Origin of the sequence: Pseudodonghicola flavimaris (genome assembly GCF_030164425.1) — a bacterium.
In the GTDB taxonomy this organism is placed as follows: domain Bacteria; phylum Pseudomonadota; class Alphaproteobacteria; order Rhodobacterales; family Rhodobacteraceae; genus Pseudodonghicola; species Pseudodonghicola flavimaris.
Genome location: NZ_JASNJD010000005.1, coordinates 104,429 through 130,473, shown reverse-complemented (window position 1 = coordinate 130,473; position 26,045 = coordinate 104,429). Strand labels below are relative to the sequence as shown.

The 26,045-nt window shown below is 64.3% G+C and carries 25 protein-coding genes; 8 read left to right on the top strand and 17 right to left on the bottom strand.

Annotation, left to right across the window (positions count from 1 at the left end):
- The first annotated feature begins 71 nt into the window (after positions 1 to 71).
- From QO033_RS08715 to QO033_RS08705, 3 genes are all read left to right on the top strand, one after another.
- On the top strand, positions 72 to 767 hold the full coding sequence (locus QO033_RS08715) for a sugar transferase (protein WP_284480574.1): 696 nt from the start codon (positions 72 to 74) through the stop codon (positions 765 to 767).
- Positions 768 to 851: 84 nt separating this feature from the next.
- Entirely contained in the window at positions 852 to 3,005 is a 2,154-nt protein-coding gene (locus QO033_RS08710; RefSeq protein ID WP_284480573.1) for a GumC family protein, read from the top strand.
- Positions 3,006 to 3,070: 65 nt separating this feature from the next.
- Entirely contained in the window at positions 3,071 to 4,228 is a 1,158-nt protein-coding gene (locus QO033_RS08705) for a helix-turn-helix transcriptional regulator (RefSeq protein ID WP_284480572.1), read from the top strand.
- Positions 4,229 to 4,272: 44 nt separating this feature from the next.
- Here QO033_RS08705 and QO033_RS08700 read toward each other — a convergent pair whose 3' ends face one another.
- From QO033_RS08700 to QO033_RS08685, 4 genes are all read right to left on the bottom strand, one after another.
- Complete coding sequence (locus QO033_RS08700) at positions 4,273 to 5,625, bottom strand: polysaccharide biosynthesis/export family protein (protein WP_284480571.1); 1,353 nt, start codon at positions 5,623 to 5,625, stop codon at positions 4,273 to 4,275.
- A gap of 47 nt (positions 5,626 to 5,672) precedes the next feature.
- On the bottom strand, positions 5,673 to 6,266 hold the full coding sequence (locus QO033_RS08695) for a YjbF family lipoprotein (RefSeq protein ID WP_284480570.1): 594 nt from the start codon (positions 6,264 to 6,266) through the stop codon (positions 5,673 to 5,675).
- Entirely contained in the window at positions 6,263 to 8,404 is a 2,142-nt protein-coding gene (locus QO033_RS08690) for a YjbH domain-containing protein (RefSeq protein ID WP_284480569.1), read from the bottom strand. Before QO033_RS08690 ends, QO033_RS08695 begins: the two co-directional genes overlap by 4 nt.
- 244 nt (positions 8,405 to 8,648) lie before the next feature.
- Complete coding sequence (locus tag QO033_RS08685; RefSeq protein ID WP_284480568.1) at positions 8,649 to 9,056, bottom strand: hypothetical protein; 408 nt, start codon at positions 9,054 to 9,056, stop codon at positions 8,649 to 8,651.
- Positions 9,057 to 9,910: 854 nt separating this feature from the next.
- Here QO033_RS08685 and QO033_RS08680 point away from each other — a divergent pair.
- Both QO033_RS08680 and nusG read left to right on the top strand, forming a co-directional pair.
- Positions 9,911 to 10,111, top strand: coding sequence for a hypothetical protein (locus QO033_RS08680; RefSeq protein WP_284480567.1), 201 nt, complete (start codon positions 9,911 to 9,913; stop codon positions 10,109 to 10,111).
- An 82-nt stretch (positions 10,112 to 10,193) separates the two neighbouring features.
- The gene (gene nusG / locus QO033_RS08675) at positions 10,194 to 10,802 is read left to right on the top strand and encodes a transcription termination/antitermination protein NusG (RefSeq protein ID WP_284480566.1); all 609 of its coding nucleotides are present in this window, start codon (positions 10,194 to 10,196) and stop codon (positions 10,800 to 10,802) included.
- A 23-nt stretch (positions 10,803 to 10,825) separates the two neighbouring features.
- Here the strand turns inward: nusG and msrA are convergent, their stop codons facing one another.
- The 10 genes from msrA to ade form a co-directional block, all read right to left on the bottom strand.
- On the bottom strand, positions 10,826 to 11,335 hold the full coding sequence (gene msrA / locus QO033_RS08670) for a peptide-methionine (S)-S-oxide reductase MsrA (protein ID WP_284480565.1): 510 nt from the start codon (positions 11,333 to 11,335) through the stop codon (positions 10,826 to 10,828).
- 4 nt (positions 11,336 to 11,339) lie between these two features.
- Positions 11,340 to 11,783: a peptide-methionine (R)-S-oxide reductase MsrB gene (gene msrB / locus QO033_RS08665; RefSeq protein WP_284480564.1), complete on the bottom strand. Its 444-nt coding sequence runs from the start codon at positions 11,781 to 11,783 to the stop codon at positions 11,340 to 11,342.
- A 96-nt stretch (positions 11,784 to 11,879) separates the two neighbouring features.
- Positions 11,880 to 12,773 carry a DMT family transporter gene (locus tag QO033_RS08660; protein ID WP_284480563.1) on the bottom strand — a complete coding sequence of 298 codons (894 nt, stop codon included), beginning with the start codon at positions 12,771 to 12,773 and terminating at the stop codon, positions 11,880 to 11,882.
- 86 nt (positions 12,774 to 12,859) lie between these two features.
- A complete protein-coding gene (locus tag QO033_RS08655; RefSeq protein WP_284480562.1) occupies positions 12,860 to 13,489 on the bottom strand; it encodes a class I SAM-dependent methyltransferase in 630 nt (209 codons plus the stop codon).
- A gap of 10 nt (positions 13,490 to 13,499) precedes the next feature.
- Complete coding sequence (gene pssA, locus QO033_RS08650; protein WP_284480561.1) at positions 13,500 to 14,237, bottom strand: CDP-diacylglycerol--serine O-phosphatidyltransferase; 738 nt, start codon at positions 14,235 to 14,237, stop codon at positions 13,500 to 13,502.
- Positions 14,238 to 14,246: 9 nt separating this feature from the next.
- Positions 14,247 to 14,924, bottom strand: a complete 678-nt coding sequence (locus tag QO033_RS08645) for a phosphatidylserine decarboxylase (protein ID WP_284480560.1) — start codon at positions 14,922 to 14,924, stop codon at positions 14,247 to 14,249.
- 142 nt (positions 14,925 to 15,066) lie between these two features.
- The gene (locus tag QO033_RS08640) at positions 15,067 to 15,954 is read right to left on the bottom strand and encodes a cation diffusion facilitator family transporter (RefSeq protein WP_284480559.1); all 888 of its coding nucleotides are present in this window, start codon (positions 15,952 to 15,954) and stop codon (positions 15,067 to 15,069) included.
- A 171-nt stretch (positions 15,955 to 16,125) separates the two neighbouring features.
- Positions 16,126 to 16,416 (bottom strand): HU family DNA-binding protein, encoded by a 291-nt coding sequence (locus QO033_RS08635; protein ID WP_284480558.1) that lies wholly within the window; start codon positions 16,414 to 16,416, stop codon positions 16,126 to 16,128.
- A gap of 128 nt (positions 16,417 to 16,544) precedes the next feature.
- A complete protein-coding gene (locus QO033_RS08630; protein WP_284480557.1) occupies positions 16,545 to 18,008 on the bottom strand; it encodes an AMP nucleosidase in 1,464 nt (487 codons plus the stop codon).
- Positions 18,005 to 19,807, bottom strand: a complete 1,803-nt coding sequence (gene ade, locus QO033_RS08625; RefSeq protein ID WP_284480556.1) for an adenine deaminase — start codon at positions 19,805 to 19,807, stop codon at positions 18,005 to 18,007. Before ade ends, QO033_RS08630 begins: the two co-directional genes overlap by 4 nt.
- A gap of 106 nt (positions 19,808 to 19,913) precedes the next feature.
- Between ade and QO033_RS08620 the strand changes: the two genes are divergently transcribed.
- A complete protein-coding gene (locus tag QO033_RS08620; RefSeq protein ID WP_284480555.1) occupies positions 19,914 to 20,333 on the top strand; it encodes a VOC family protein in 420 nt (139 codons plus the stop codon).
- Positions 20,334 to 20,474: 141 nt separating this feature from the next.
- Positions 20,475 to 21,230, top strand: a complete 756-nt coding sequence (locus QO033_RS08615; RefSeq protein ID WP_284480554.1) for a class II aldolase and adducin N-terminal domain-containing protein — start codon at positions 20,475 to 20,477, stop codon at positions 21,228 to 21,230.
- Between the two features lie 342 nt (positions 21,231 to 21,572).
- Here QO033_RS08615 and QO033_RS08610 read toward each other — a convergent pair whose 3' ends face one another.
- Positions 21,573 to 22,205, bottom strand: a complete 633-nt coding sequence (locus QO033_RS08610; protein ID WP_284480553.1) for a class I SAM-dependent DNA methyltransferase — start codon at positions 22,203 to 22,205, stop codon at positions 21,573 to 21,575.
- 90 nt (positions 22,206 to 22,295) lie between these two features.
- On the opposite strand from QO033_RS08610, the gene QO033_RS08605 reads away from it, so the two are divergent.
- Complete coding sequence (locus tag QO033_RS08605) at positions 22,296 to 23,147, top strand: SDR family oxidoreductase (RefSeq protein WP_284480552.1); 852 nt, start codon at positions 22,296 to 22,298, stop codon at positions 23,145 to 23,147.
- 34 nt (positions 23,148 to 23,181) lie between these two features.
- Here QO033_RS08605 and QO033_RS08600 read toward each other — a convergent pair whose 3' ends face one another.
- The gene (locus tag QO033_RS08600) at positions 23,182 to 24,111 is read right to left on the bottom strand and encodes a restriction endonuclease (RefSeq protein ID WP_284480551.1); all 930 of its coding nucleotides are present in this window, start codon (positions 24,109 to 24,111) and stop codon (positions 23,182 to 23,184) included.
- Positions 24,111 to 26,039, bottom strand: a complete 1,929-nt coding sequence (gene dxs / locus QO033_RS08595; RefSeq protein ID WP_284480550.1) for a 1-deoxy-D-xylulose-5-phosphate synthase — start codon at positions 26,037 to 26,039, stop codon at positions 24,111 to 24,113. The genes QO033_RS08600 and dxs overlap by 1 nt, the downstream gene beginning before the upstream one ends.
- Positions 26,040 to 26,045: the final 6 nt, after the last annotated feature.

The window sequence follows — 26,045 nt, the reverse complement described above, 5'->3', positions numbered from 1 at the left end:
ACGCACCTTGCGGTGAATTATTTTCGTTATCATGTTGCTCGTTTTTGTTTCTGTCATTTTTCTGGACGCAGATGTTCTGGCTTTTTGTCATGGAGATTTGCGTGTTCGATATAAATTCAACAGATCTGAATCTGCCGTTTTCGCAGTCCCGGCCCGGGGACGTGCCAGCCGCCCGCTCGTCGGGGGTTTTCCGTCGTTGCAAACGGGCGTTCGATATCTGTTTCAGCCTGCTTCTATTGCCGGTTCTCGGGCTGGCGGCGCTGTCGCTGGTTGTTCTTAACCCTCTGGCCAACCCGGGAAATATTATCTTTTCCCAGATCAGGATGGGGCGGGGATGCAAGCCTTTCGTGGCGTATAAGTTCCGCTCGATGACAGCGGTGACGAGGATGCGTCGCGGCGCCGACGATCCGCTGGAAACCGACCGTATCACCCGGCTGGGTCGTGTGATCCGGAAGTTCAGAATCGATGAGCTTCCGCAAATAATCAATGTTCTGAAAGGGGATATGAGTTTGATCGGACCCCGGCCGGATTACATCCATCACGCGCGGAAATACCTGCGCGACGTACCGGGTTACCGGCATCGCCATGCGGTGCGCCCTGGGATCAGCGGGTTGGCGCAGACCGAGGTCGGATATATCCATGGAATCGAGGCTCTGGCGAAGAAAGTACGTGCTGATATATATTACATCAATAATTCCGGGTTTTCCCTTGAATTATGGATATTCTGGAGAACTTTGATCACTGTTTTCGGTCGGCAAGGCGAATAATTCATCAAATTTTGGGAGATCGTCTTGCTGCACAGAGTGAAAACTGAAAGAAATAAATCCAGTCGGGCCACAGGTGGTTATGAAATGCTGGATAAAAATACCGGTGCAAAATCTATCAATCAAAGCGCGCAGGCAGCTTTCGATGATGGCGATGACGTCGATCTCATTCAGGTGCTGGCGACGCTCTGGCGCGGAAAATGGACGATCCTGCTCTGCGCCTTTGCACTGACGGTTGCCGGGGCCATCTATGCCTTCGGTCTGGCGGTGCCGAAATACGCCGCCAGCACCACGCTTGCGCTGCAGGCGCGGAACCAGCCAGTGGTGGACCTGGAAAGCGTGCTGTCGGGGGTTTCGACCGATGACGCGGCGCTGAAGACCGAATTGGAAGTGATCAAGTCGCGCAGCCTGCTGGAGAAGCTTGTGGCCGAACTCGACCTGCTGGCGGATCCGGAGTTCAACGCGACGCTGCGGCCAGAGCCGGCATTTTCCCCGCGTGACAGTCTGTTCTGGCTTCTCGGCCTGGTGGGGCTTGCGCCTGAACCGGATGCACCGCCGACTGCGGCCGATATCCTGAACCAGACCGTCGCGGAGCTGGGAGAGGCGATCACCGCCACCAACCTGCATGACACCTATGTGTTCGAAATCGGCGCGCGGACGGAAACACCGGCGAAATCTGCGGCCCTGACCAACACGCTGGCGCGGCTCTATATCGAGGATCAGATCGCGTTGAAATTCGATGCGACGGAGAATGCGGTCAGCTGGCTCTCCGATCGGTCCATCGCGCTGGAGCAGGAGCTGAGAGAGAAGGAAAACGCCGTGAAGGAGGCGCGCTCGGCTTCTGGCGTGATCAGTCCGGAGGCTCTGCAGGCGCTCAATATCCAGGCCAAGGACGTGCGGGATCGAATGGCGGATATGTCGCTGACCCAGGCCGCGCTGGAGGTGCGGGCAGAGCGGTTGTTGGCGCTCCTGGCCGATGGCACGCCGGCAGAGATCGCGGCAGAGGTCGATGACACTGTGATCACGCGCCTGTGGCAGGATCAGACGATGGAGGCCGGACCGCTGCTGGAGCGGATGCGAGACCGTTTGCGACAGATCGCGGCGCGCCTGCAAACCGATGTGGAGCGTAACCGACAGCAACTGGCGGCGCTGGAGCTGTCGCATCAACGGCTGCAGGAACGGTTCGACGCGCAATCCGCCGAAATGGTGCAGCTGCAGCAGCTCGAACGCGATGCCGAGGCGACGCGGGTGCTCTACGAAACGGTGCTGACGCGCCTGAAGGAAACCGCGGTGCAGCGCGGGTTGCAGCAGGCGGACAGCCGGGTGCTGTCGGCGGCGACCCCCGGGATGCAGGTGGCGCCGCGGCGGTCGGTGATCCTGGGGCTGTCCTTCTTCCTCGGCGCGCTGCTGGGGGCCGGGGCGATCCTGCTGCGGCAGATGATGCACAATGGCTATCGCAGCGCCGAAGATCTGGAAATCGGCACCGGGCTGCCGGTTTTGGGGGAAATTCCCCGGTTGCCGATCCGCGCGCGACCGATGCTGCTGTCCTATCTGAAGGATAAGCCGACCTCGGCGGCGGCGGAGGCGATCCGCAATCTGCGAACCTCGGTCCTGCTGTCCAACATCGATTCCCCGCCGCAGGTGATCATGTCGACATCCTCTCTGCCGGGGGAGGGCAAGACCACGCAGGCCATCGCGCTGGCGATGAATCTGTCGGGTCTTGGCAAGAAGGTCCTGCTGATCGAGGGCGATATCCGACGCCGCACCTTCTCGAAATATTTCGATGCCCGATCCGAGGGGGGGCTGCTGACCGCCCTCTCTGGAGAGGCTCCGTTGAAGGAACTGGTCTCTCATGATGCACGGGTCGGCGCTGATGTGCTGATGGGCGAGAAGAGCAGCGCCAATGCCGCCGATGTGTTTTCGTCCGAAAAATTCCACAGTTTCATCAGCATGGCGCGGCAGGCCTATGACTTCATCGTGCTGGATACGCCGCCGGTTCTGGTGGTGCCGGATGCGCGGGTGATCGGTCAGTCCGCCGATGCGATCATTTTCAGCGTGCATTGGGACAAGACCAGCAAGGCCCAGGTGCAGGAGGCGCTGCGACAGTTTTCCAGCGTCAACCTTCGGGTCACGGGGGTGGTTCTGGCGCAGGTCGATCCGAAGCGGATGGCGCGGTACTACGGCTATGGCAGCCGCTATGGGACCTATTCGCGCTATGGACGTGGCTATTACGAGGCCTAGCGCGCCGGCGTCGCGACCGTCGGCAGATGCCAACCGGGAGGGAGCCTCCGGTGCCAAGACGACGCATGATTAAGAACGATCTGGACGCGATCGCCCGGCTGCCGGAGATCTATACCAGCGTCCTGCTGGGCCAATCCTGGATGGCGGCGCTGGACACGGTGGCGGAGATCGTCGGGGCGCGCGGGGTGATCCTGTTCGACGTGGCCGAGGGGGAGCTGCAGTTTCGCGCCAGACGGGGCAGCAGTCTCTATGACGGCCAGCAGGCCCAGGCCCGGCGCTATGTGCAGCAGTTCGGCCCGTTCGACCGGCAGGCTGCGGCGGTGATCGAGCGCAGCACTCCGCTGACGCCCATCTTCGATGTGGATGTCTGGCCGGATTTCATCGCGCAGGGCAGGCGCGCCGATGTGCAGTTCCTGCGGGAGCACTTCCGGATCTTCCGCCGCTTCGCCTTCAACCTCGGATCCTCGGCCGAGTCCATCGCGGCGATGACCCTGATGATGGATGCGGAGATGCGGGAAATTCCGCCGACCACCATCCGCCGGGCCAAGCTGGTGGCGCCGCACGTCGCCAAGGTGGTGGAATTGCACCGGACCTTCGCACCGTTGCAGAGCGGTACCGATGCGCTGGCCGGGGTGATCGACAGGCTGTCGGTCGGCATCTGCCTGGTGGACCGCAGCGGCCAGCTGACGTTGGCGAACCGAATGGCGCAACGTATTCTGGCAGAGAGCGGTGCGATCTGGCGGACGGAGGAGGGGCGGCTGGCCTGTCGCGACCTGCAGCTCTCCGCCGCGTTGCAGGCGGCGGTTCTATACGGGGCGGGGTCCGCCCCGACGGAGTATCCGGCCAGACCGATGCGGGAAATCATCCTGCCGAAGCCGGATCCGTCGGCAAATCCGGTCTATCTGGCGATTTCGCCGCTGGAGGCGGTGGCGCCGGGCGCGGATCTGCAGGCCGACCAAGCGCTGATCCTGCTGATCGACCCGGCCCTGTGCGGCACCGCCCGGATCGATCCTCTGGGGTTGATCTTCGGCCTGACCAGATCCGAACTGGATGTCGGGGAATTGCTGGTGTCGGGTCGGTCGGTGGAGGCGATTTCCGAAAGCCGCGGGGTGAAGCTGTCGACCACGCGGTCGCAGATCAAATCCCTTTTCGCCAAGACCGGCGTATCGAACCGCTATGAGTTCATGTGGAAGGCGCTGAAGTATATGTCGCCGCTGGCATGAGCGGGGCCGGGCGGCTTCGCCCCGCGCCCCGCCATGCGCAGAGGTCAGAGCGCATCCGCCCCGGCATTCAGCAACGACGGCAGGAACTGGTCCAGCGCCCGGCCCCAGGTGGTGATCGGCTGCTCCTGCACGAAGATGATATCGTTCGGCCGCATCTGCATCCGCGTCGCCAGCGCCAGGGTCGCGGCATTGCGCCCGTCCAGCCGCCAGGCGGTCACGGCGCCGAATTCCTCAGGCCGCGGCGAGCTGCGCAGCACATAGATATGGGCGGCATCGCCAGTGCGGGTCTGGAAGCCGCCATTGCCATAGAGCACATCGGCCAGAGAGGTTTGCTGTTCATAGGGCAGCGGGACCCGATTCTGTGTGCGCACCTCACCGGTGACATAGACATAATCGCGCGGCTCGGCCTCCAGCTCCAGCCGGCTGGAAAAAGTGCTGCGATGCTCCTCCAGCGTGCCGCGGCGCAGGTCGACTTCGGCCTGCAATTCCTCCAGGGCGGTGGCGCGGGCTTCGCGCCTGAGGTTGATGACGTCGATTTTCTGCCGGTAGAATTCCACCGCGCGATCAAGATCATAGGTGGTGTCGACATAGACCGCATCGCCGTTCAGCAGGTAGGTGTTCTGCAGCGCGGAAGACCGCAGGTAGGTCTGCAGCGGGATCTGATAGAGATCGCCCGTGCGGTAAATCCGGATCGAGGCGAAGCCCTTGTCGCGTAGCGAGATGCCGCCGGAGGCCGTCAGCGCCTCGTGCAACGTCAGCGGCGTCAGGGTGATCGGCACCAGCCGGGGCGACTGCACCGCGCCGCCGACGGCCACGCGTTTCGAATTGAACTGCGCCACTTCCAGCGAAAACGCCGGGTCGATCTGGCGCTCAACCAGCGCATTGAAGACGGCGGATTCCGCATCCTCCAACGTGCGCCCGGCGATCTGGATCTGGCCGATGTCTGGGATCGCGATCGCTCCGTCGTCGCGCACGGTATAGCCTTCGCGCCGGTTCTGCGCGGCGAGCAGCCCGGTTAGCTCCTCTATGGTGGAGCCGGTGCCCTTGGTGGCCAGCAGCACCTCATCGCCGATGCCGATCCGATAGGGCGGTGGCGTCACCTGCGGCGGCGCGCGCAGTTCCAGAGGTTCCGGTTTGATCTCAGGGACATAGGGGGTGTCGGGCAGGGCGCCGATCCCCTTCAGCCCGGAGCCCATCCCGGCGTTCTGGTGAAAGGCCAGCGGCAGCGGCCGCGGGGTATAGGGGCTGCGGTTCGCGACCAGCACGGTTTCGGCGGTCAGCGCCACCTCGCGCACGGCCAGCCCGGCGGCCTGGTCGCGTACCTTGGGGCTGGTATAGGTGACCCCGCAGGCGGAGAGTATGAGGGTGGTCAGGGCGAATATGCGGTGCAGCTTCATGTCCGTCGTTCCGTTCCTTGCCGGCGCCGGGCGCCTCTTGCCAAAGCTCATCTGTGCAGCCTTTCGATTTCGGCGTAGCCGACCCGGGGGCTGATCCATTGCCGGGATTTCCAGATCGTTCCATCCGCCCCGCGCCAGTAGATATTGGTGAAGCGCAGATCAGGGCCGCGGCACTCCTCCTCGATCCGGGTGGAGGCATGGGGGCGACCCATCACCTCGATCCGCTCCGGCCGGCGGGATCCGGCGCGGCACTGGAAACTTCGGAACAGGGTCTGATATTCGCCGTCGAGATAGCTGTGAAAGCGGGGGACATACCCGGCGTCGGTCTGGCCGCGCAGCAGCCGCAAGCTGTTTTCGATCTCGGCGCTCATCAGATCGTCGCCAAGCCGCCGGGTGGCGACGACCAGCCCGTCGCGGAACGACAGGCTGACATCGTCGCGCGATCGCCAGGTGGTAACCCCGCCAGTCCGGCTGCGGGGGGCCAACGTTGCGGCATTCCGCAACGCGGGGATTTCCACCAGCAGCAGCGGCTGGCCGGCGGCGTCGATCTGTGCGCGGGTGATCTGCTGACGCAGGTCCGGCATGGCGGGGCGGCTGCAGCCGCAGAGCAGGGCGATCAGGATCAGCGGCCATTTTGTCATCGCCAGAACCGCCCCCAGCCGTTTTTCAGCCCCGGGCGCTGATGCGCTCGCAGAACTTCGTGCAGGCGGCCGGCGACCTTCAGCCGGGCGCCGCCATCGCGTTGCAGCGGCCGGATCACGGTGGCGTAATTTTCCTGGGTGGAATCGCCAGACACCCAGCCGACCGGGATGGTCAGCATCAGCCCCTTGTCGAACGATCCTTCGCCGAAATCCTCGAAGGAGACGTCGGTGAAGGTGGCGAAGGCGCCCAGCCGCCAGCCGTTGCGAAAGGTTCGCTCCACCGTGATGGTGGACCCCCAGTCGCCGGCCAGATAGCGGCCGACATCCAGTTGCAGGTCGAAACCGCCCTGCAGCGACCAGTAGCCAGAGACATGGCCGGTGACGATCTTGTAGTCCTGAAAGCCGAACAGCTGGTCGAAATCGCGCTGTTGCACGTAATTGAGCTCGATCCCGGCAGCGAAATTGCTGTCGTTTCGGCTCCAGAGCAGCTCGGTCGACAGGCCGCCGAACATCGGTTCGAGATAGCCCAGGGTCATCCGCCCGAAGAGGTCGTCCCCGGGCTGGAAGTAATAGGCCGCGGTTAGTTCGGGGATCGCCGGATCGCCATCGCGATCATAAAGATAGCCGTCGCTGCGCACATGCGGCAGCACCGAATCCGAGGTGCGGGTCGATTGATCTAGGGTGCCGATCAGCTTCTTGCGCAGGCTGCCGGAAAAGATCAGCCCGCGCCTGGGTTCGAATTGCGCGCTGGCCTGCAGCCCGAAATCGGCGCGCAACGGCTCGTCCGGATCGAAGAACGCCGGCTGCAGATAGACCCCGATGTGTGGGCGAAAGCGCTTGAAAGACGTTTCGGGCGGGAGCGCGGCAGCCTCTGCCGGGGCGATCCGGGCCTGGGCATAGCTGGCCCAGCTGCCGTCCAGCGCGAATTCCTCGCGTTCCAGCGTCCGGCGCTGCAGGGTCACCTGGCTGGGTGCCAGCCCGTGAGAGAGAGGGATCAGTTCAAAGGTTTCGATCTGCGTCGGCAGGATCGCCGTGAGGATACGGGCGGTGCGACCGATGTTCTGCGCCGTCTTGTTGGGGGCGCCGCCGCTGATCACCACACGGGCGATGGTGGGCGTCAGGGAGAAGCCGCGCAGTTCGATGGACTGCGCCGCAAGCGCATCGCGCAGCCGGGTCTCCAGCGCCGGTTTGTCGGCCTCCGCCACGCTCACCTCCAGCAGCTCTGCCGCGGGGGTGCCGCGGGCCACCACCGGCGGCGGGGCCGGATCGCGACCGCCGGAAAACGGGGGCTGCTTGGGGTTCAGGGCCATCGACAGCTGCACGCCGAGTTCCGAGCCGTAGAGGTAATTGACCGCCAGCGTCGTCATCGGCCGCAGCCGATAGACCGCGCCGATGTTCAGCGGGATACGGCGGTCGAACGTGGTGCCGTCCTCGCTGTCATAGCTGTCCGAGGAATATTCGGCGATCAGCTTCAGCCGTGGCGTCGCCTGCCACTCGACCCCGCCGAAAAACGCCGCATCGCCGTGAAACAGATCACCCAGCTTCAGCTCTCCGCCGGTATCCGCATCCAGATCCATCTGGTGGCGGTGTCTCCAGTTGCTGCCGAACAGGCCCAGCGGGTTGCTGAAGCCGTTCATGCTGCCCAGCCGGCCCCAGCCGATGCCGCCGGTGACCCGCACATTGTGGCGCAGCGTCTTGGTCGCGACAACATATTCGGAGGCATAGACGCCGGTGCCGATGATGTCGTTCAACCCGACTGCCAGTGCCGGCCAACGCGGGGTCTCATCCCTGAACCTGTAGTGCAGGGAAAAGCTGCGATCGAAGCGGAAATGGATGACCGGCGCGCCGGTGGCGGAGGTCAGATGGGTGTTCTGAATGCTGGCATAGCGAAAGCTTGCAGACAGCCGCCGGAGAAACTGAAAGGTCAGCGTGCTGCGGGTATTGTTGTGGAAATGGCTGAAACTGAGCGCAAGCTCTGCATCGGGCGGGCTGACCGCTGCAGGCATGTCGATCAGGCCGGGGTATCCATATGTATTGTAAGTACTATCGACCTCCGCCCAGAGGCGATTGGGTGTCGCAATTGCCGTCAGGAGCAGGGAAAAAACAACCCCCCGATGTAAACCGGAGCAGGATACCATCGCAAATCCATATTAATCGTAATGTAGGTTTTGGGTTTGTGTGGGCTGGTGCGGTTTCAATGATCTCCTGTTCTGTTGTTGCAATCCTCTATAACTGAATTCGTATTTCCACGATTTGAAAAAATAAACCCCATATATGTCGATAATTAAAATCACGTGGTGAATTGATATAATTTGGATCGTGAGGCGGGGCGAATCTGGGTTATCTGACTAAATCACCCTCATTTCCCCGCCTCATGCTACTTCAGCGTTTGACCGCTTGCTGTGGCGACGAGGGCATCGCCCTGGCGCGATCCATCGTGGTGCCGGGAGAGTCCTGGCGCGGCTCGGAGACCTGGAAGATGATGCCGACCCAGTTTCCATCGGTTTCGACGAAATTCACTCCCTCGGCCTCGAAGGCTCGGCTGATCCGCTCCAGATAGCCCCGCCGCGCCGGCGGCACCCCTTCGACCAGTTCGTACCGGTTGATCGTGGCGGTGCCGATGCCGGTGATCAGCGACAGGTCGCGCACCGACCACTTCAACACCCCGCGCGCGGCCCGCATCTGTTTGCCGGAAAGCTTCGGCGTCGTTTGCCCGCGCGGCGGTTCCTGCGGCCGCGCATGGCCATTGGTTGCCCCGTTCGTCATGTGTTTGAGCGAATAGCTTTTCATCTGTTGCGCCCCCTCTGCGCGTTCCATTACCCGGGTTTGGGCTGTTATTTATTTGTTTTGAAAGAGTTCTTGCATCGCCGCATCGCCGCATCGCCCTGAGCCGTCCTCGCCTCCAAAGGTGATCAGGCTGTTGATGACACGTCTGTCTGGAAAGGCGTCTGCATCCACTGGACAACGGCTACCGCATCGAAGGTCGCTTGCTCCGCGCCTTCTGGCAGTGGCATCCTGAGAATCGACCGCCTTGGGAAAGGCGAGCAGGGCGTCGCCTCGGAAAAAAGATTCCATCACCATTCTTGGGAGATTGGCCTGCGAGTCAATCTATCTATGGTAGAAAATTTGACATCTCGCTGATTTTTCTTTTTGGGCTTCCCATTTTGCCCTTTTATTCGATGCAGGCATCCTGTGCGGTATCCTGAAATTTGGTGACCCACATAATCATAATGATGATGTTAGTGGGTCTCGTGTTAGGATTTTCCGGCGGAGATGGGCTGTGAGACCTTAGGGGGTTGCAGGATCTCTGGGCAGGATTTCAATATCTAAATGAAAGGATTGAGCCATTTCAGGCCAACTTAACTGAGGCGGTCGGATTGGGAGGCAGCAGAGAGCAGTTGGTTAATTTTTCCCGTTATCGCGTTGGTCTGGAAATTCCGTGGCCGAAAAGGAAACTGTCTTGAAATGAATTTCCGTTCCCGTAGGCTTCTGGATAGGCAATGAAATGATTTGCTGTGTGATATTCGGAGGTTTCGATGTGTAAAAGAAAATATTTCACAGGTCTCATTTCTGGCCTCCTGGCAACCACCTGCGCCGGAGCCGTTTTCGCCGCTCCCCCGGGTGCCGGGGCCGGCACGGGCGCCGTGGGCGGAGGCAGTGGCTCCGCGGCGGGGGTTGCCAGCGGTGGGGCCGCAGCCGGGGCCGGAGCAGCGGGCGCCGGGCTGGCCGGCGGGGCGTTGATCGGGACGCTGGCGCCGGTGGTCGGGCTCGGGCTGGTGGCCACGACCGCGGTCATCAGCAGCGGCTCGTCTTCCAGCACGACCAGTACCACGACCACCCGGTAGCAACCACGGTGGCAGGGACCGGGGTGGGTATGTGAAATCCGACAGCCCTGGATGACTGACCCGGCAAGAGGGAGGACTCGGCATGACTGCAGAGCATGGGGCCGCGCCGATTGCACCGGAAGCCGGGCCGACCTTGCAGCGCCGCTCCCTATTGGAAAGCGTGGGTCTGGGGGCGCAGAACTGGTACGTTGCTCAACTGAAACCCAATGGCCTGGCGTTGGCGCTGCGACATCTGTCCCGTCAGGGATTTCGGGGATTCGCCCCACGGCTGGCGGTGGCGGGGGGCCAGAAAGGCAAGACAGCCACCGCACCGCGACCGGTGTTCCCGGGCTATGTCTTCGTGCAATTCGTGCCGGAGCAGCAGCGTTGGCAGGCGATCAATGCCACCCGGGGCATCGCCCGGCTGATCGTCGGCGATCCCCGCCGCCCGTTGCCGCTGCCGTCCTCCTTCATGGCCGGACTGATGGCGCGATGCGACGCCAGCGGGGTGATTGCCCGGCCGGGGGACCTGTGTGAAGGGGACCGCATCCGCATTCTTTCGGGGCCCTTCGCCGATTTCATCACCGTGGTGGACCGGCTGGATGAGGGCGATTGCCTGAGCGTCCTGATCGAGGTGATGGGGCGCCCGGTGCGGACCAGGCTGCCCCGGCAGATCGTCGAGAAACTGCATGCGGCGGGAGCCGACACCTGACAGGCGGTCCTCCCGGGCCCGGTTCAGGAGGCCGCGCGTTTCGGCAACACCCAGTTCGGGCGGGGGAAATGGCAGGTATAGCCGTTGGGATGTTTCACCAGATAGTCCTGATGCTCTTCCTCGGCTTGCCAGAAATCGCCTACCGGCTCGACCTCGGTCACCACTTTTCCGGGCCAGAGACCGGAGGCATCGACATCGGCGATGGTGTCTTCTGCCACGGCCTTCTGCGTTTCATCGACATAGTAGATGGCCGACCGGTAGGAGAGTCCGATGTCGTTGCCCTGCCGGTTCGGCGTGGTCGGGTCGTGGATCTGAAAGAACACTTCCAGGATCTGGCGATAGCTGATGCGGTCGGGGTCGAACAGGATTTCGATGCCCTCGGCGTGGGTGCCATGGTTGCGATAGGTGGCATTGGGCACGTCGCCACCGGTATAGCCCACCCGGGTCGATACCACTCCGGGCAGCCGTCGGATCAGATCCTGCATGCCCCAGAAACAGCCGCCTGCCAGCACGGCGCGTTCGGTCGTGGCCATTCTCTTATCCCTCCACCTGGTCCAGATAGGCGCCATAGCCCTCGGCCTCCATCTCCTCGCGGGGGATGAACCGCAGCGAGGCGGAATTGATGCAATAGCGCAGCCCGCCGCGATCCAGCGGCCCGTCGGGGAACACGTGGCCCAGATGGCTGTCGCCATGCTTCGACCGGACTTCGGTGCGGATCATGCCATGGCTGTGGTCCTGCAGCTCGACGACATGGGCCGGTTCGATAGGTTTGGTGAAACTGGGCCAGCCGCAGCCGGATTCGTATTTGTCGGCCGAGGCGAACAGCGGTTCGCCCGAGACGACGTCGACATAGATACCCGGCGCCTTGTTATAGAGCAGCTTGCCGGTGCCCGGACGCTCCGTCCCGCTTTGCTGCGTGACGAAGAATTCCTCAGGCGACAGGGCGGCGATGGCGGCGGGGTCTTTGGAATATTGGGTCATTTGAGGTCTCCTGCGCATCCTTGTTGCATGAGATGGGGCGTTTTCGCCAGAAGCAAAGAGGCAGAAGCAGAGGGCCCGCATTCCGGCAACCCGGGATCAGCCATCGCCAACCGGGGCTGGGGCGGGGGCCGGCTGGCGCGCTAGCTGCACCGCCAGAATGCCCAGTGTGACGATGCCGACGCCGAGTGCATCCAGCGGCCCGAGGTGTTCATCCAGTATCACGGCGGCGATGGCGACGCCGAACACCGGGTTGAGGAAATGAAACGTCGCCGCCCGGGTGGCACCGATCCGGTGCAGCAGCAACACCCAGACATAGGTGGCCGCCAGCCCCGGCACCAGCGTGGTATAGGCGAAGGCGGCGATCCACCGGGGGCTGAGGGCGATGTGAATCTCCTCGGTCAATGGCGCAGCGACGAACAGCAGGGCCGAGCCCACCAGCATCTGCAGCCCGACGATCATCATGAAATTGCCGCCCGAGGTGGCACCGCGCACCGCCAGCGTGGCGAAGGTCAGCGCCAGCGCCCCCAGCCCGCAGAGCAGTACGCCGAGCGGGTCGACCCCGGAGCTGAGCCGGCTTCCCATGATCAGCGCGACACCGGCAAAGCCCATCGCCAGACCCAAAATTCCCAGCGGCCGTATCCGTTCGCCGAGCAGCGCCCAGCTCGCCAGCGCCACCAGCAGCGGCATTGAGGAGGCGATGATCGCGGCCAGCCCGGCCTCGACCCATTGCATGGCGATGAAGTTCAGCCCGAGGTAGAGCGCGTTCTGGCACAGGCCGAACAGCAGCGTGGCATACCATTGGGCCCGGCTCAGCCGCCAGCTCTGGCCGAGGAGCCGGGCGATCAGCACCCCGAGCAGGCCGGAGATCAGGAACCGCAGTGCCAGCGAAAACAACGGAGAGGCATCGGCGACGATGATCCGGGCGGAGGCGAAGGCCGACGACCACATCAGGGCAAAGACCAGCCCCATGGCGATTGCGCGCGTGTCCACTGGCTCCTCCCTCCGGTTGCACCGCTTGCCAAAGGGCTAGAGGCTGGGGAAGGCGATGGCAAGGGGCGCGGCAGGTGGCCCCGGGCTCAGCCCATCCGCTTGCGCAGCACCAGGAAGGTCATCATTCCCAGCGGCGGCAGGCTGGTCTGCTGTTCGATTTCCAGCACATCTTCGCCCAGAACCGTCTCGATGGCGAAATCGGAATGCCAGCCCAGCACATTGGCGAAGGGGGCCGAAACCCGCTCCAGCATCGCCAGCGGGCCTTCGGTGCGCATGAAGTGGTTGGTGATCACCACCCTGCCGCCGGGTTTGCAGACCCGGGCGATTTCCGCCATCACCCGTTCGGGTTCGGGAACCACCGACAGCACGTGCATGGCGGCCACGGTGTCGAACTGCGCGTCGGGGAAATCGAGCGCACGGGCATCCATCTGCCGCAGCTCCTCGACCTGGGTCAGCTGCAGCTGGGTGACCTTGGCGCGGGCCTGTGCCAGCATTTCGGTGCTGAAGTCGATGCCGGTGACCCGCAGCTCCGGCCGGTAGAACTCCAATGCCAGCCCAGTGCCGACGCCGACCTCCAGAACCCGGTCGCCGCAGGAGAGCGTCCGGTTGATGAAGTCCACCGTGCGGCGGCGGCCGGTCCGGGTGACCGCCCCGAAGGTCCGGTCATAGACCGGTGCCCAGCGGGCATAGGAGGTCTCGACTGTCTTGATATCCACGGGCTTTGCCTCAACGCAGTTTTGATGCGGGTTTGGTCAGGGCGCACCAGAAGACGATTGCCCCATAGGCGAGGCAAAGCATCATCAGCGCGATCCAGAAATACACGAGCAGCGCCACCGCGACGGCGGCGAAGGCGACCAGGAAGACCGTCACATTCTCCCGTGAGATGCGGACGCTCTTGAAGGACCAGGTGTAGATGTGGCTGATCAGCAGCAGGCCGATCCCGATCATGTAGAGGGCGATCAGGGCCGAGGGCAGCCGCGGCATCTCGGGCAGGGCAAAGGCCAGAAACAGCGGCAGCATGACCAACAGCGCCCCGGCCGGCGAGGGTACGCCCTCGAAGAAATCGCCGGAGCCCTTGCCCTCTTCGGACTTGCTGCTGACGTTGAATCGCGCCAGCCGCATCACGCAGCAAACGGCGAACACCATCACCGCCAGCCAGCCGGCATTGCGCATGTCCTGCAGCGCCCAGAAGTAGACCACCAGCGGCGGCGCCACGCCGAAGTTGAGGAAATCGGCGAGGGAATCGAGCTCGGCCCCCATCTTGCTGTCGCTGCGCAGGATGCGGGCAAGGCGCCCGTCCAGCCCGTCCAGCACACAGGCGGCCAGGATCAGCTTGACCGCCAGCGGGAAATCCCCGTGGACCGAGAAACGGATCGCGGAGAGGCCGGCACAGATCGCCGCTATGGTCAGCATATTCGGCAACAGCTGAATCAGCGGCAGTTTCTTCTCGGGCGTTTCAGGCATCGGCGCGGCCTACTGCAGGACCGGCGGCTGGGTCAGATCGGCGATCACGGTTTCGCCCGCAACCATGGTCTGGCCGAGCCGGACCTGCGGCGCCACCCCGGCCGGCAGATAGACATCCAGCCGCGACCCGAAGCGGATCAGCCCGAAGCGTTCGCCGGCGGCGAGCCGGGTGCCGGGTTCGATGAAACAGACGATCCGCCGCGCCACCAGCCCGGCGATCTGCACCACCGCGATCGAGCGACCGTCTTCCATCTCGATCCTCAGGCCATTGCGTTCGTTGTCGGTGCTGGCCTTGTCGAGAGAGGCATTGAGGAACATGCCGGGGCGATAGGCGATGGCGGTGACCTCGCCGGCGACGGGGGCGCGGTTCACATGGCAGTTGAACACGTTCATGAAGATGCTGACCCGGGTCAGCGCCATGTCCGGCATGCCCAGCTCCGCCGGCGGCACCGCCGGTTCGATCAGCGACACGATGCCGTCGGCCGGGCTGATGACCAGGCCGGGGCGGTCGGGCGGCACCCGCTCGGGATCGCGGAAGAAGTAATAGCACCAGACCGTCAGCCCGACGCCGATCCAGCCCAGCACGTCCCAGATCAGGAACAGAACCAGGGTGATAACGGCGAAGGCGGCGACGAATTTGACCCCTTCGCGATGCATCGGTTTGATGAAAGTGCCCAGCATCTGCATGTCGGAAAGGTCCTCAGGGTCAGTCTTGCCAAGACTCATACGTCAGAGCGTTCCGAACGCAAGGTTATTCCGGCCCCGGCTGCGGTCTGTCGCGACGCTTTGCCGATCGGGGCGGCAGCGCGGGGCGCTCTGCGGTTGGGATTTAATGCACCACGATGCCGCTGCGCTTGGCCTTTTCCTCGGGCTCGACATGGATGGTGATGACGGCCCCGGGCAGTTCGCTTTCCAGCGCCGCCTCGACCCGGTCGCAGACTTCATGGGCGGCGTTGACGGTCGAGTTGCCGGGAACGACCAGGTGGAATTCGATGAAAATGGCGCTGCCGGCCTGCCGGGTGCGCAGGTCATGCGCCTGATAGGCGCCGGTCGCCTCGGTGGCGATCACCGCGCGGATCCGTTCCAGATCCTCTTCCGGCAGGGCCTCGTCCATCAGCCCGCCGACCGAATGGCGCATCACCCCCCAGCCGGCCCAGAGGATGTTCACCGCCACCAGCGCGGCCATCAGCGGATCGAGCCAGGGCAGCCCGGTAAAGACGGCGAAGGCCACCCCGAAGGCCACCCCGATCGAGGAGACCACATCGGTTCTGAGGTGTTTGCCATCCGCCACCAGCGCCGGCGATCGCAGGCTGCGCCCGCGCGAGATCAGCACATAGGCCCAGACCGCGTTCAGCAGACTGGCGGCGCCGTTGATCATCAGGCCGGGCAGCGGCGCCTGGATCACTCGCGGCGCAAACAGCGAATCCCAGGCCTCATGCAGGATGAAGACGGCGGCGACGACGATCATCACCCCTTCCAGAACGGCCGAGAACAGCTCTGCCTTGTGGTGGCCATAGGGATGGTTCGCATCCGCTGGCCGGTTGGCATAGATCACCGCCAGCAGCGCCGCCGCCGCGGTGGCGACATTGACGATGCTTTCCAGCGCGTCCGACAGCAGGGCGACGGAGCCGGTGATCTGCCAGGCGATGAATTTGATCCAGAGCACCAGCAGGCCGACAATCAGACTGCCCAGGGCAAGAAGTGTCGTGCGGCTCATGGAAGAAATGTCCTCTGCGGGGGAGGTCGCAGGTAGCGGATCGCTGCCGAAGGATCAAGCCCAGGGTGCCGCAGCGCATCCGAAAAAGAAAGCCCGGTCAAAAGAAAAGGGGCCGCCCGATCCGGCGGCCCCTGACTCTGGTCGAACCGGCCAGGCCGGTCGTCGGACCGATCAGCCGTTGACGCTGTCTTTCAGCGCTTTGGCGATGGTCATCTTGACCACCTTGTCGGCTTCTTTCTTGAACTGCTCGCCGGTGGCGGGGTTGCGCACCATGCGCTCCGGGCGCTCGCGGCAGTAGATCTTGCCAACGCCGGGCAGGGTGACGGCGCCGCCAGCGGACACTTCGCGGGTGATCAGGGCGGTCAGCGCGTCCAGCGCGGTGCCGGCGGCTTTCTTGTCGGTGCCCATTTCCTCGGCCAGTGCGGCGACAAGCTGGGTCTTGGTCATCGGCTTCGTTGCCATTTTTTAGGTCTCCTTCGTCTGCCCGATGTTGGGCCTCATCGCATGAGTCTTGCGTTATGTTGCGGTGTAACACAACGCGTAGTGGGGAAAATCAAGCCCAATTCAGCGGATACTGCAGGTTTTCGCCCTTACAAGAAAGGGGTTTCATCGAAAGAGCGCAATTTCCTGCTGTGCAGCCGTTCCAGCGGCATGGTTCGCAGGATCTCCATCGCGCGGATCCCGATGTTGAGATGCCGCGACACCTGGGTCTTGTAGAAGTCCGAGGCCATGCCGGGCAGCTTCAGCTCTCCGTGCAGGGGTTTGTCCGAGACGCAGAGCAACGTGCCATAGGGCACCCGGAACCGGTATCCATTCGCGGCGATGGTGCCGCTTTCCATGTCCAGGCCGATCGCGCGGCTCTGGCTGAGGCGCTGTACCGGGCCGGTCTGGTCGCGCAGCTCCCAGTTGCGGTTGTCCAGCGTCGCCACCGTGCCGGTGCGCATCACCCGCTTCAGGTCATAGCCCTGCAGTTGGGTCAGCTCTGCCACCGCCTGTTCCAGTGCCACCTGAATCTCGGCCAGCGCCGGGATCGGCACCCAGACCGGCAGGTCGTCGTCCAGCACCTTGTCTTCGCGCAGATAGGCATGGGCCAGCACGAAATCGCCGAGCGCCTGGGTGTTCCTGAGCCCGGCGCAATGGCCGACCATGATCCAGGCATGCGGTCGCAGCACCGCGATATGGTCGGTCGCCGTCTTGGCGTTCGACGGGCCGACGCCGATATTGACCAGGGTGATGCCGTTGCCATCCGGCCGCTTGAGGTGAAAGGCCGGCATCTGCGGGGTCTTCTCCGCCGTCGGGATCGGGGCGTCTGGATCGGTGATCTCGGCATCGCCGGTGCTGACGAAACTGCTGTAGCCGCTGCCGGGATCGGCCAGCTGGGTGCGGGCGTAGGCCTCGAAGGCGCTGACGTAGAACTGGTAGTTGGTGAACAGAACGTGGTTCTGGAAATGCGATGGATCGGTAGCGGTGTAATGACTGAGCCGGGCCAGCGAATAGTCCACCCGCTGCGCGGTGAAGGGCGCCAGCGGGCCGACCCCGTCCTGGGCGACGAACGTGCCGTTGACGATATCGTCGTGCGTGGTGCTGAGGTCCGGCACATCGAAGATGTCGCGCAGCACGAACCGCGTCGCCCCCTCCTGCGGGACGGCGATGCTGGCGTCGTTGGCCACCGCGAAATGCACCGGCATCGGCGTGGTGGAGGCGCCCACGGTCACCGGCACCCCGTGGTTTTCCACCAGCAGGCCGATCTGCTGGGTCAGGTAATTACGGAACAGATCGGGCCGGGTGATGGTTGCGGCATAGGTGCCGGGGGCGGGGACGTGACCGAAGCTGAGCCGGCTGTCGACATGGGCATGGGTCGTCGTGGTCAGCCGGATTTCCGGGTAATAGGCGCGGATCCGGGTGGCCGGAACCGCCCCCGACATCACGCCGGCGAAGTGGGTGCAGAGAAACCCGACCGACTGCTCATAGAGCGACTCCAGCCGGGCGACGGCGGCGGCGGGATCGGTGAACTGCTCTGGCGCCGGGGTGTCGGGCGTCATCAGGTCGGTCATGACAGCGGCTCGAACAGCGGGATCTTCTGGAAGCTGCGGACGTCGATCAGCCCGAGGTCCGAGATGCGCAATTCCGGGATCACCACCAAGGCCAGCAGCGAATGCTGCATATAGGCGTTGTTGAGGCTGCAGCCGCAGTCCTGCATCGCCTGCATCAGCACGGCGGCCTTTTCGGCCACCTCCGCTGCCGGCGCATCCGACATCAGCCCGGCGATCGGCAGTTCGACCAGCGCCAGTTCCTGACCGTCGCGGAACAGCGTGATGCCGCCGCCGACTTCGGCCAGCCGGTTGGCGGCCAGCGCCATCTGGTCGCGGTCGGTGCCGACCACGATCATGTGGTGGCTGTCATGCGCCACGGTGGAGGCCATCGCCATCCGCCCCTGATAGCCAAAGCCGGAGACGAAGGCATTGGTCACCCCGCCGGTGGCCCGGTGGCGTTCGACCAGGGCGATCTGGCAGACCTCGCCCTCGGCCTCGACCAGACCGTCGCGCACCGGCAGATCGGCCTTCAGCGCCTTGGTGGGGGCCTGGTTCTCGATCACGCCGATGACATTGGCACGCACCGCATTGGCGCCCTCGGGGGCGGTGATCTCGAAATCCCCGCCGCTCAGCTCATGGCCCAGATGTACGGTTTTGCGGGCGGCATCGGGCCAGTCGTAATGCGGACAGTCGACCAGGCAGATCCCGTTTTCCGCCACCAATCGGCCGCGGGCAAAGACCTGTTCGATCGGCAGCGCCGTCAGGTCCGAGGTCAGGATCACATCCGCCCGCCGCCCTGGGGTGAGCGATCCCAGCTCGCGCTCCAGCCCGAAATGTGTGGCAGTGTTGATTGTCGCCATCTGCAGCGCCACCAGCGGGTCGCAGCCGCAGGCGATCGCATGGCGCACCACCCGGTTCATATGGCCGTCGTGGACCAGCGTGCCGGAATGGCAGTCATCGGTGCAGAGAATGAAGTTGCGCGGATCGAGGCCCTTTTCCGTCACTGCGGTGATCTGGCTTTGCACATCGTACCAGGCCGACCCCAACCGCATCATGCTGCGCATCCCCTGCCGGACCCGGGCGATGGCGTCGGCCTCGCAGGTGCCTTCGTGATCGTCCGCCGGCCCGCCGGCGACATAGCCCGCGAAATCCGGCCCCAGATCGGGGGAGGCATAATGGCCGCCCACCGTCTTGCGGGCGCGCTGGGTCGCGGCGATCTCGGCCAGCATCTTGGGATCGGCCGCCGCCACGCCGGGAAAGTTCATCATTTCCCCCAAGCCGATGATGCCGGGCCAGGTCATCGCCTCGGCCACGTCCTCGGCGGAAATCTCGTATCCCGTGGTCTCCAGCCCGGGGGCGGAGGGGGCGCAGGACGGCATCTGGGTGAAGATGTTGATCGGCTGCAGCGCCGCTTCGTCATGCATCATCCGCACGCCCGCCAACCCCAGCACATTGGCGATCTCATGCGGGTCGGTGAACATGCTGGTGGTGCCGTGCGGGATCACCGCACGGGCGAATTCCGCCGGTGTCAGCATGCCACTCTCGATATGCATATGCGCATCGCAGAGCCCCGGGATCATGTAGCGCCCCTCGGCCTCGACAATCTCGGTCTCCGGTCCGGTGCAATAGCCGGCATCGGGCACCACGCAGGCGATCCGGCCTTCGGCGATGGCGATGTCGTGGCCGGGCAGAACCTCGCGGCTGTGAACATTGACCCAGGCGCCCCCCCTGATGACCAGATCGGCGGGCTCGCGGCCGGTGGCGACGGCGATCAGACGGGCGGCCACATCGGGCCAGGCGGGGAAAGCTTTCTGTTCCATGGCTCAGTTTGTCGCCAAGTCATGGGCGGGTGCAAGCCCCGGCGTCACCTGTCGCCAAAGCTTCATCGACGCTTGCGCAGTTGTGGCGGACAGGCAAAGTGACGGCATGGATTATGAAACCGCCTCCCCCGAGAGCTTCGGCCGATCCCTGCATGGCATCGGGCTGAACCTGCTTGTCCGCGACGTCGAGGCGGAAGTCGCCTTCTTAGAGACTGTTTTCGGTCTGTCCTGCCACCGCGTCAGCGCCGATTTCGCCATAGTGACCTATGGCGATCAGCTGTTTCAGCTGCATGGGGATCACACCTATCATTCCAATCCGCTGCTGGGGCTGCTGCCGGAAACCCCGCCACGTGGCGCCGGGCTCGAGATTCGCCTGTATGACAGCGATCCCGATCAGGCCGCCGCCCGTGCTGAGGCCTTCGGTGCCACCCTGCTGCAGGCGCCCACCGACAAGCCCCACGGGTTGCGCGAGGCCTACATCCTCTGTTCCAACGGTTATGCCTGGGTGCCGAGCCGCCGGATTTAGACCCTGATCCGGTGTTGCCCTTTGCTCAGTCCCGGGGCGTCCCGCCCGGGCGGAGCCGTCTTCGGTTCAATTGCTGCCGGTTTCGTGTTGCCGCCGCCGCCATAGGCCGTCAGACTTCGGCCAAATTTCCGGAGAGCTGACATGACCGTAACCAATCTGCGCCCGAACATGAACCATTGGCCCGAACGGGTCGATCTGGCCGCTGCCTTCCGCTGGACCGCGCGGTTGAACATGCACGAAGGGGTGGCGAACCATTTCAGCCTCGCGGTGAACGACGATGGTACCCAGTTCCTGATGAACCGCAATCAGGTGCATTTCTCGCGGATCCGCGCCTCGGAACTGTTGCTGATCGACGCCAACAATCCCGACACGCTCAAGGGTCCCGATGCGCCCGATCCCACCGCCTGGGGGCTGCATGGCGGGATCCACCGGGCCTGCCCGCACGCCCGCTGCGTGATGCATGTGCATTCGATCTTCGCCACCGTGCTGGCCAACCTGCAGGACAGCACCCTGCCGCCGATCGACCAGAACTGCGCCACCTTTTTCAACCGCTATGTGATCGACGAGGGCTATGGCGGTCTGGCGTTCGAGGACGAGGGCGCCCGCTGTGCCACGTTGCTGACCGATCCGAAGAAGAAGGTCATGATCATGGGCAACCACGGCGTTCTGGTGATCGGCCAGACCGTGGCGGAAACCTTCAACCGGCTCTATTATTTCGAACGCGCCGCCGAGACCTATATCCGCGCCCTGCAGACCGGTCAGCCGCTGCGGGTGCTGTCTGATGAGATCGCCGAGAAGACCGCGCGCGAGCTGGAAGCCTATCCCGAGCAGGACGAACGCCATCTGGCGGAACTGAAGGCGATCCTCGACGAGGAAGGCTCGACCTACGCAAGCTGAGCCTGGCGTCCGGCGACGGGCGCCTTCGGCGAGGATATTTGGGGCCAGAAAAAGACAGGTTCCGGCCCGGAAGGACGGGCGCCGGACTGGGCCCGAAGGTAGAAAAGGCAGGGGCGGCGTGTGGCCGGCCCCGCCAAAATGACCGTATGGGGTCTTTTCCTGGCGCGGTCATCGGCGTCCCCGCCTGCACCGCGGTACCGAGCCTGGGGCACTGAGGTTAATGCCGGGTTAGCGCTTGCCCGCGATCGGTTTTGGGAGGCCGCCGTTTTTTCTGGCCGCAAATTTCCCCGCCGGAGGCATCGGGTGCGCAGCGCGCGATCTGACCCGGCCTGCGGCGACCGCTCAGGCTTTCTCGAAAAGCGCGATCAGGGCGGTGTCGTCCTTGTGGGCGCCGCGGCCATTCTCTCCGTAGATCCGCACCTCCGGCAGCCACAGGTTGCGGATCGGCCCCTGTGCCAGGGCGTCCAGCTTGGCGGAGAAGCCGGCGGCCTCGTAATGCGCTCCGTTGATCGCGATGGCGAAAAGCGCGCCGGGACGGGCGATCGGCAGCAGCGCCTCGATCTCCTCCGGGCCGACGTGCCCGGTGGTAAAGGTGCCGGAGGAGACGACACCGGCATAGGGCGTCTCCGGCAGTGGCAGGCCCTTGGTCAGATCAGCCTCGATCAGTGCGCGGTACAGGCCCTTCTCTCCCGCCACCTTCAGCATTTCGGGGCTGATGTCGGCCGCATCGATCGGGCCGATCCCCAGGGCGGTGAGCGCGGCAGCGCAGAGCCCGGTGCCTGCGCCGACGTCCAGCACAGGCCCGGAGCCGCCGGCGGCTTTGAATGCCTCGGCCGTCGCCGCCGGCAGCCGGTAATCCTCCGCCGTGGCGAAGGTCTGATCGTAATCCTTTGCCCAGCCGGCATAGAGCGCGACGGAATCCTCAGGCGTCTGCAGGGAATAGGCGCCGCTCAGGTCATGTGTTTTCTCGGTCATGGACCGAGCATGGGCGGAGAGGTGACGCGAAATCAACCCCGCCGCCCGGCAGGGCTTGCACGATGACGGCCCATTGCGCATCAAAGGGGCATGACGAAGACACTTCTCTGTATCGGAATGGGATATTCCGCGCGGGCGCTGGCCGCCCGGCTGCTGCCTGAGGGATGGCGGGTGCTGGGCACCAGCCGCAGCCCGGAGAGGGCGGCGGAGCTGACAGCCCTCGGGGTCGAACCTGTTGTCTGGCCCGGTGACGGCCCGCTGCCGCAGCTGGTTGAGGCGAGCCATGTGCTGGTCTCGGTCGCGCCGGGACCCGATGGCGATCCGGTTCTGGCGGCGTTGGGACCTGACTTCACCACCGCCGCCGCGCATCTCGACTGGGTCGGCTATCTGTCCACCACCGGCGTCTATGGCGATCATGGCGGCGGCTGGGTCGATGAGGAGACGCCGCTGACCCCTTCCACCCGGCGGGGGCAGCAGCGGGTGGCGGCAGAGGCGGGCTGGGCCGCGACCCCGGGTTTGCCGCTGCATATCTTCCGTCTGGCCGGGATCTACGGCCCTGGGCGCGGCCCCTTTGCCAAGGTGCGCGCAGGCACGGCGCGACGGATCGTCAAGCCGGGGCAGGTGTTCAGCCGTATCCATGTCGACGACATCGCCCAGGTGCTGGCGGCCTCGATCGCCCATCCGAACCCGGGGGCGATCTATAACGTCTGCGACGACGATCCCGCCCCGCCGGAGGCGGTGATCGCCCATGCGGCGGAGCTGTTGGGGCTGCCGCTGCCGCCGGAGGAAGCGTTCGAGACCGCCGAGATGACACCGATGGCACGCAGCTTTTATGCTGAAAGCAAGCGGGTGTGGAATGACCGTATCAAGCGGGAGCTGGGGGTGAAGCTGATCTATCCCACCTATCGCGAGGGGTTGGCGGCGTTGCTGTCGGAGGCGTGAGGACAGTTCGGAGAGCCGGTGTCAGTCATCACGCTCAGCTTTCCGAGAAATAGTCCTCGTCAACGGATCGAAGGATATAGGTTTTTCGGGCGCGCACTCCGACCTCATGTTCGATCAGCAGTTGGGCAAGACGCTGGCCGTTGATCAGGACGATGCGCTGCTGCACTCGGGACACATATGCGATGGCGTCTTTCGAGAAATCGGACGTGGTGACAAAGACACCTTTGGACGCGCCTTCCCCGGTGAGTGAGCCGACGAAGGCGTTCAACGCGGGTCGGCCGACCTTATTGTCCGGAGCGTAACGTTTCGCTTGCACGTACACGGCATCCAGTCCCAGCGTATCTTCATTGATGACGCCATCGATGCCGCCATCGTTGGAAAGGCTGGTCTGCAAGCCTCTTTCCAGGTCACCACCACCATAGCCCATGGCGAGCAGGAGATCGACCACAAGACGTTCAAACCGCGCTGGGGAGAGCGACAGAACCGCTTCGATCACGTCGCTGTTCAGGGCGCGGTTATGCGCATGAATCGCGCGTTCGATTTGTTCTTGCGGCGTGTCTGCTGGGTCTTGTCCCGGCAATGCGGGTGAGTGGGGCTTGCGCTCTGCGGCCGCATCGGAATTGGAGCGGTTGCGGAACTCCTGAAACGACGGAAACCGGGACAGATAGTCGACGTCGATTTGCTCCAGATCGGCCCGAAGCGTTGCCTCCCCCTGCGGGGTAAGACGATAGGATCCACGCTTGATCGGCTCGACCAAACCGGCTTGGGACATGTAGTTCCGCGCCCAGTGTGCCCGGTTAGCAAGAACCGTTTGTTTCCCGCTGGGGAGGAGTTCGTTCACTTCGTCCGGCGTCAGTTCAAACTGCTCCGCGAGCGGTGCGAGGCAGCTCGGGATCGTTTCGTGGCCGTCGGCGATCAGCCTCAGGACGGGCAGCATCAGGTTCTGGAAGGTCGGAATCGACACTACGCCCGCTTCCCGGCAATCGACGTGACGCCCAGAACCTCCAGCACCTTTGCCTCGATCTGATCGGCGCTCATGCCGGCGGTACGGTACATGTCTTCGGGGCTGGCCTGGTCGATGAAGATATCGGGCAGGACCATGGAGCGGAACTTCAGCCCGTGGTCGAAGACCCCCTCGTCGGCCAGCAGTTGCGCGACGTGAGAGCCGAAGCCGCCGACCGATCCCTCCTCAAGGGTGATCAGCGCCTCGTGTTCCGCCGCGAGCCGCAGGATCAGATCGCGGTCGAGCGGTTTGGCGAAGCGCGCATCGGCGACGGTCGGGCTGATGCCGCGTGCGGTCAGCGCCTCGGCGGCTTTCAGAACCTCGGCCAGATGGGTGCCGAAGGACAGGATCGCGACGCGGCCGCCTTCGCGGATCATCCGGCCCTTGCCGATCTCCAGCACCTCGCCGCGCGCGGGCAGGTCCACCCCCACGCCTTCGCCACGGGGATAGCGGAAGGCGATCGGCCCCTCGTCATGGGCGGCGGCGGTGGCGACCATATGTTTCAGCTCCGCCTCATCGGCGGCGGCCATCACCACCATGCCCGGCAGATTGGCCATGAAGGCGATGTCGAAGGCGCCGGCATGGGTCGCCCCATCCGCGCCGACCAGCCCGGCGCGGTCGATGGCGAAGCGCACCGGCAACCGCTGGATCGCCACGTCATGCACGACCTGATCGTAGCCGCGCTGCAGGAAGGTCGAATACATCGCGCAGAAGGGTTTCATCCCGCCCGCCGCCAGCGCGGCGGAAAAGGTCACCCCATGCTGTTCGGCGATCCCCACGTCGAAACAGCGCGACGGAAAGCGTTCGGCAAAGAGGTTCAGCCCGGTGCCGTCGGGCATCGCCGCGGTCACCGCCACGATCTTGTCGTCGCGGGTGGCTTCCTCCACCAGCGCCTGACCGAAGACCGAGGTATAGCTCGGCGCGTTCGAGGGGGCCTTTTTCTGCTCCCCGGTCAGCACGTCGAACTTCGCCGTCGCATGGCCCTTGTCGCGGGCGCGTTCGGCGGGGGCGTAGCCCTTGCCCTTCTTGGTCAGCGCATGGATCAGGATCGGCCCGGTGGCGCGGGCCTTGACCATGCGCAGGATCGGCAGGATCTGGTTCAGATCATGGCCGTCGATCGGCCCGATATAGGAAAACCCCAGTTCTTCGAACAGGGTGCCGCCCATCGCCATGCCCTTCAGCATCTCCTTGGCGCGTTTGGCGCCTTCGCGGAAGGGCTCGGGCAGCAGCGACACCGCGCCCTTGGCGGCGGCCTTCAGCTCCTGGAACGGTTCCTCGGCATAGAGCCGCGACAGATAGGACGACAGTGCCCCGACCGGCGGCGCGATGCTCATCTCATTGTCGTTGAGGATGACGATCATCCGCTTCTTCAGATGACCGGCGTTGTTCATTGCCTCAAAGGCCATGCCGGCGCTCATCGCGCCGTCGCCGATCACCGCGATGGCGTCGCCCAGCCCCTCGGGCACCTGGCCGCCCAGATCGCGGGCCACGGCGAATCCCAGCGCCGCGCTGATCGAGGTCGAGCTGTGCGCGGCGCCGAAGGGGTCATAGGGGCTTTCCGACCGTTTGGTGAAGCCCGACAGCCCGCCCTTTTGCCGCAGGCTGCGGATGCGGTCACGTCGCCCGGTCAGGATCTTGTGGGGATAGCATTGATGCCCGACGTCCCAGATGATCTTGTCGCGCGGCGTGTCGAAGACCGCATGCAGCGCCACGGTCAGTTCCACCACCCCCAGGCCCGCGCCCAGATGGCCACCGGTCTCCGACACCGCCGAAATCGTCTCGGCCCTCAGTTCCGCCGCCAGCTGGATCAACTGACTGTCGCTCAGCCGTTTCATCTCGGCGGGGCTGTGGACCTGGTCCAAAAGCGGTGTCTTGGGTCTGTCTGGCATCTTCTG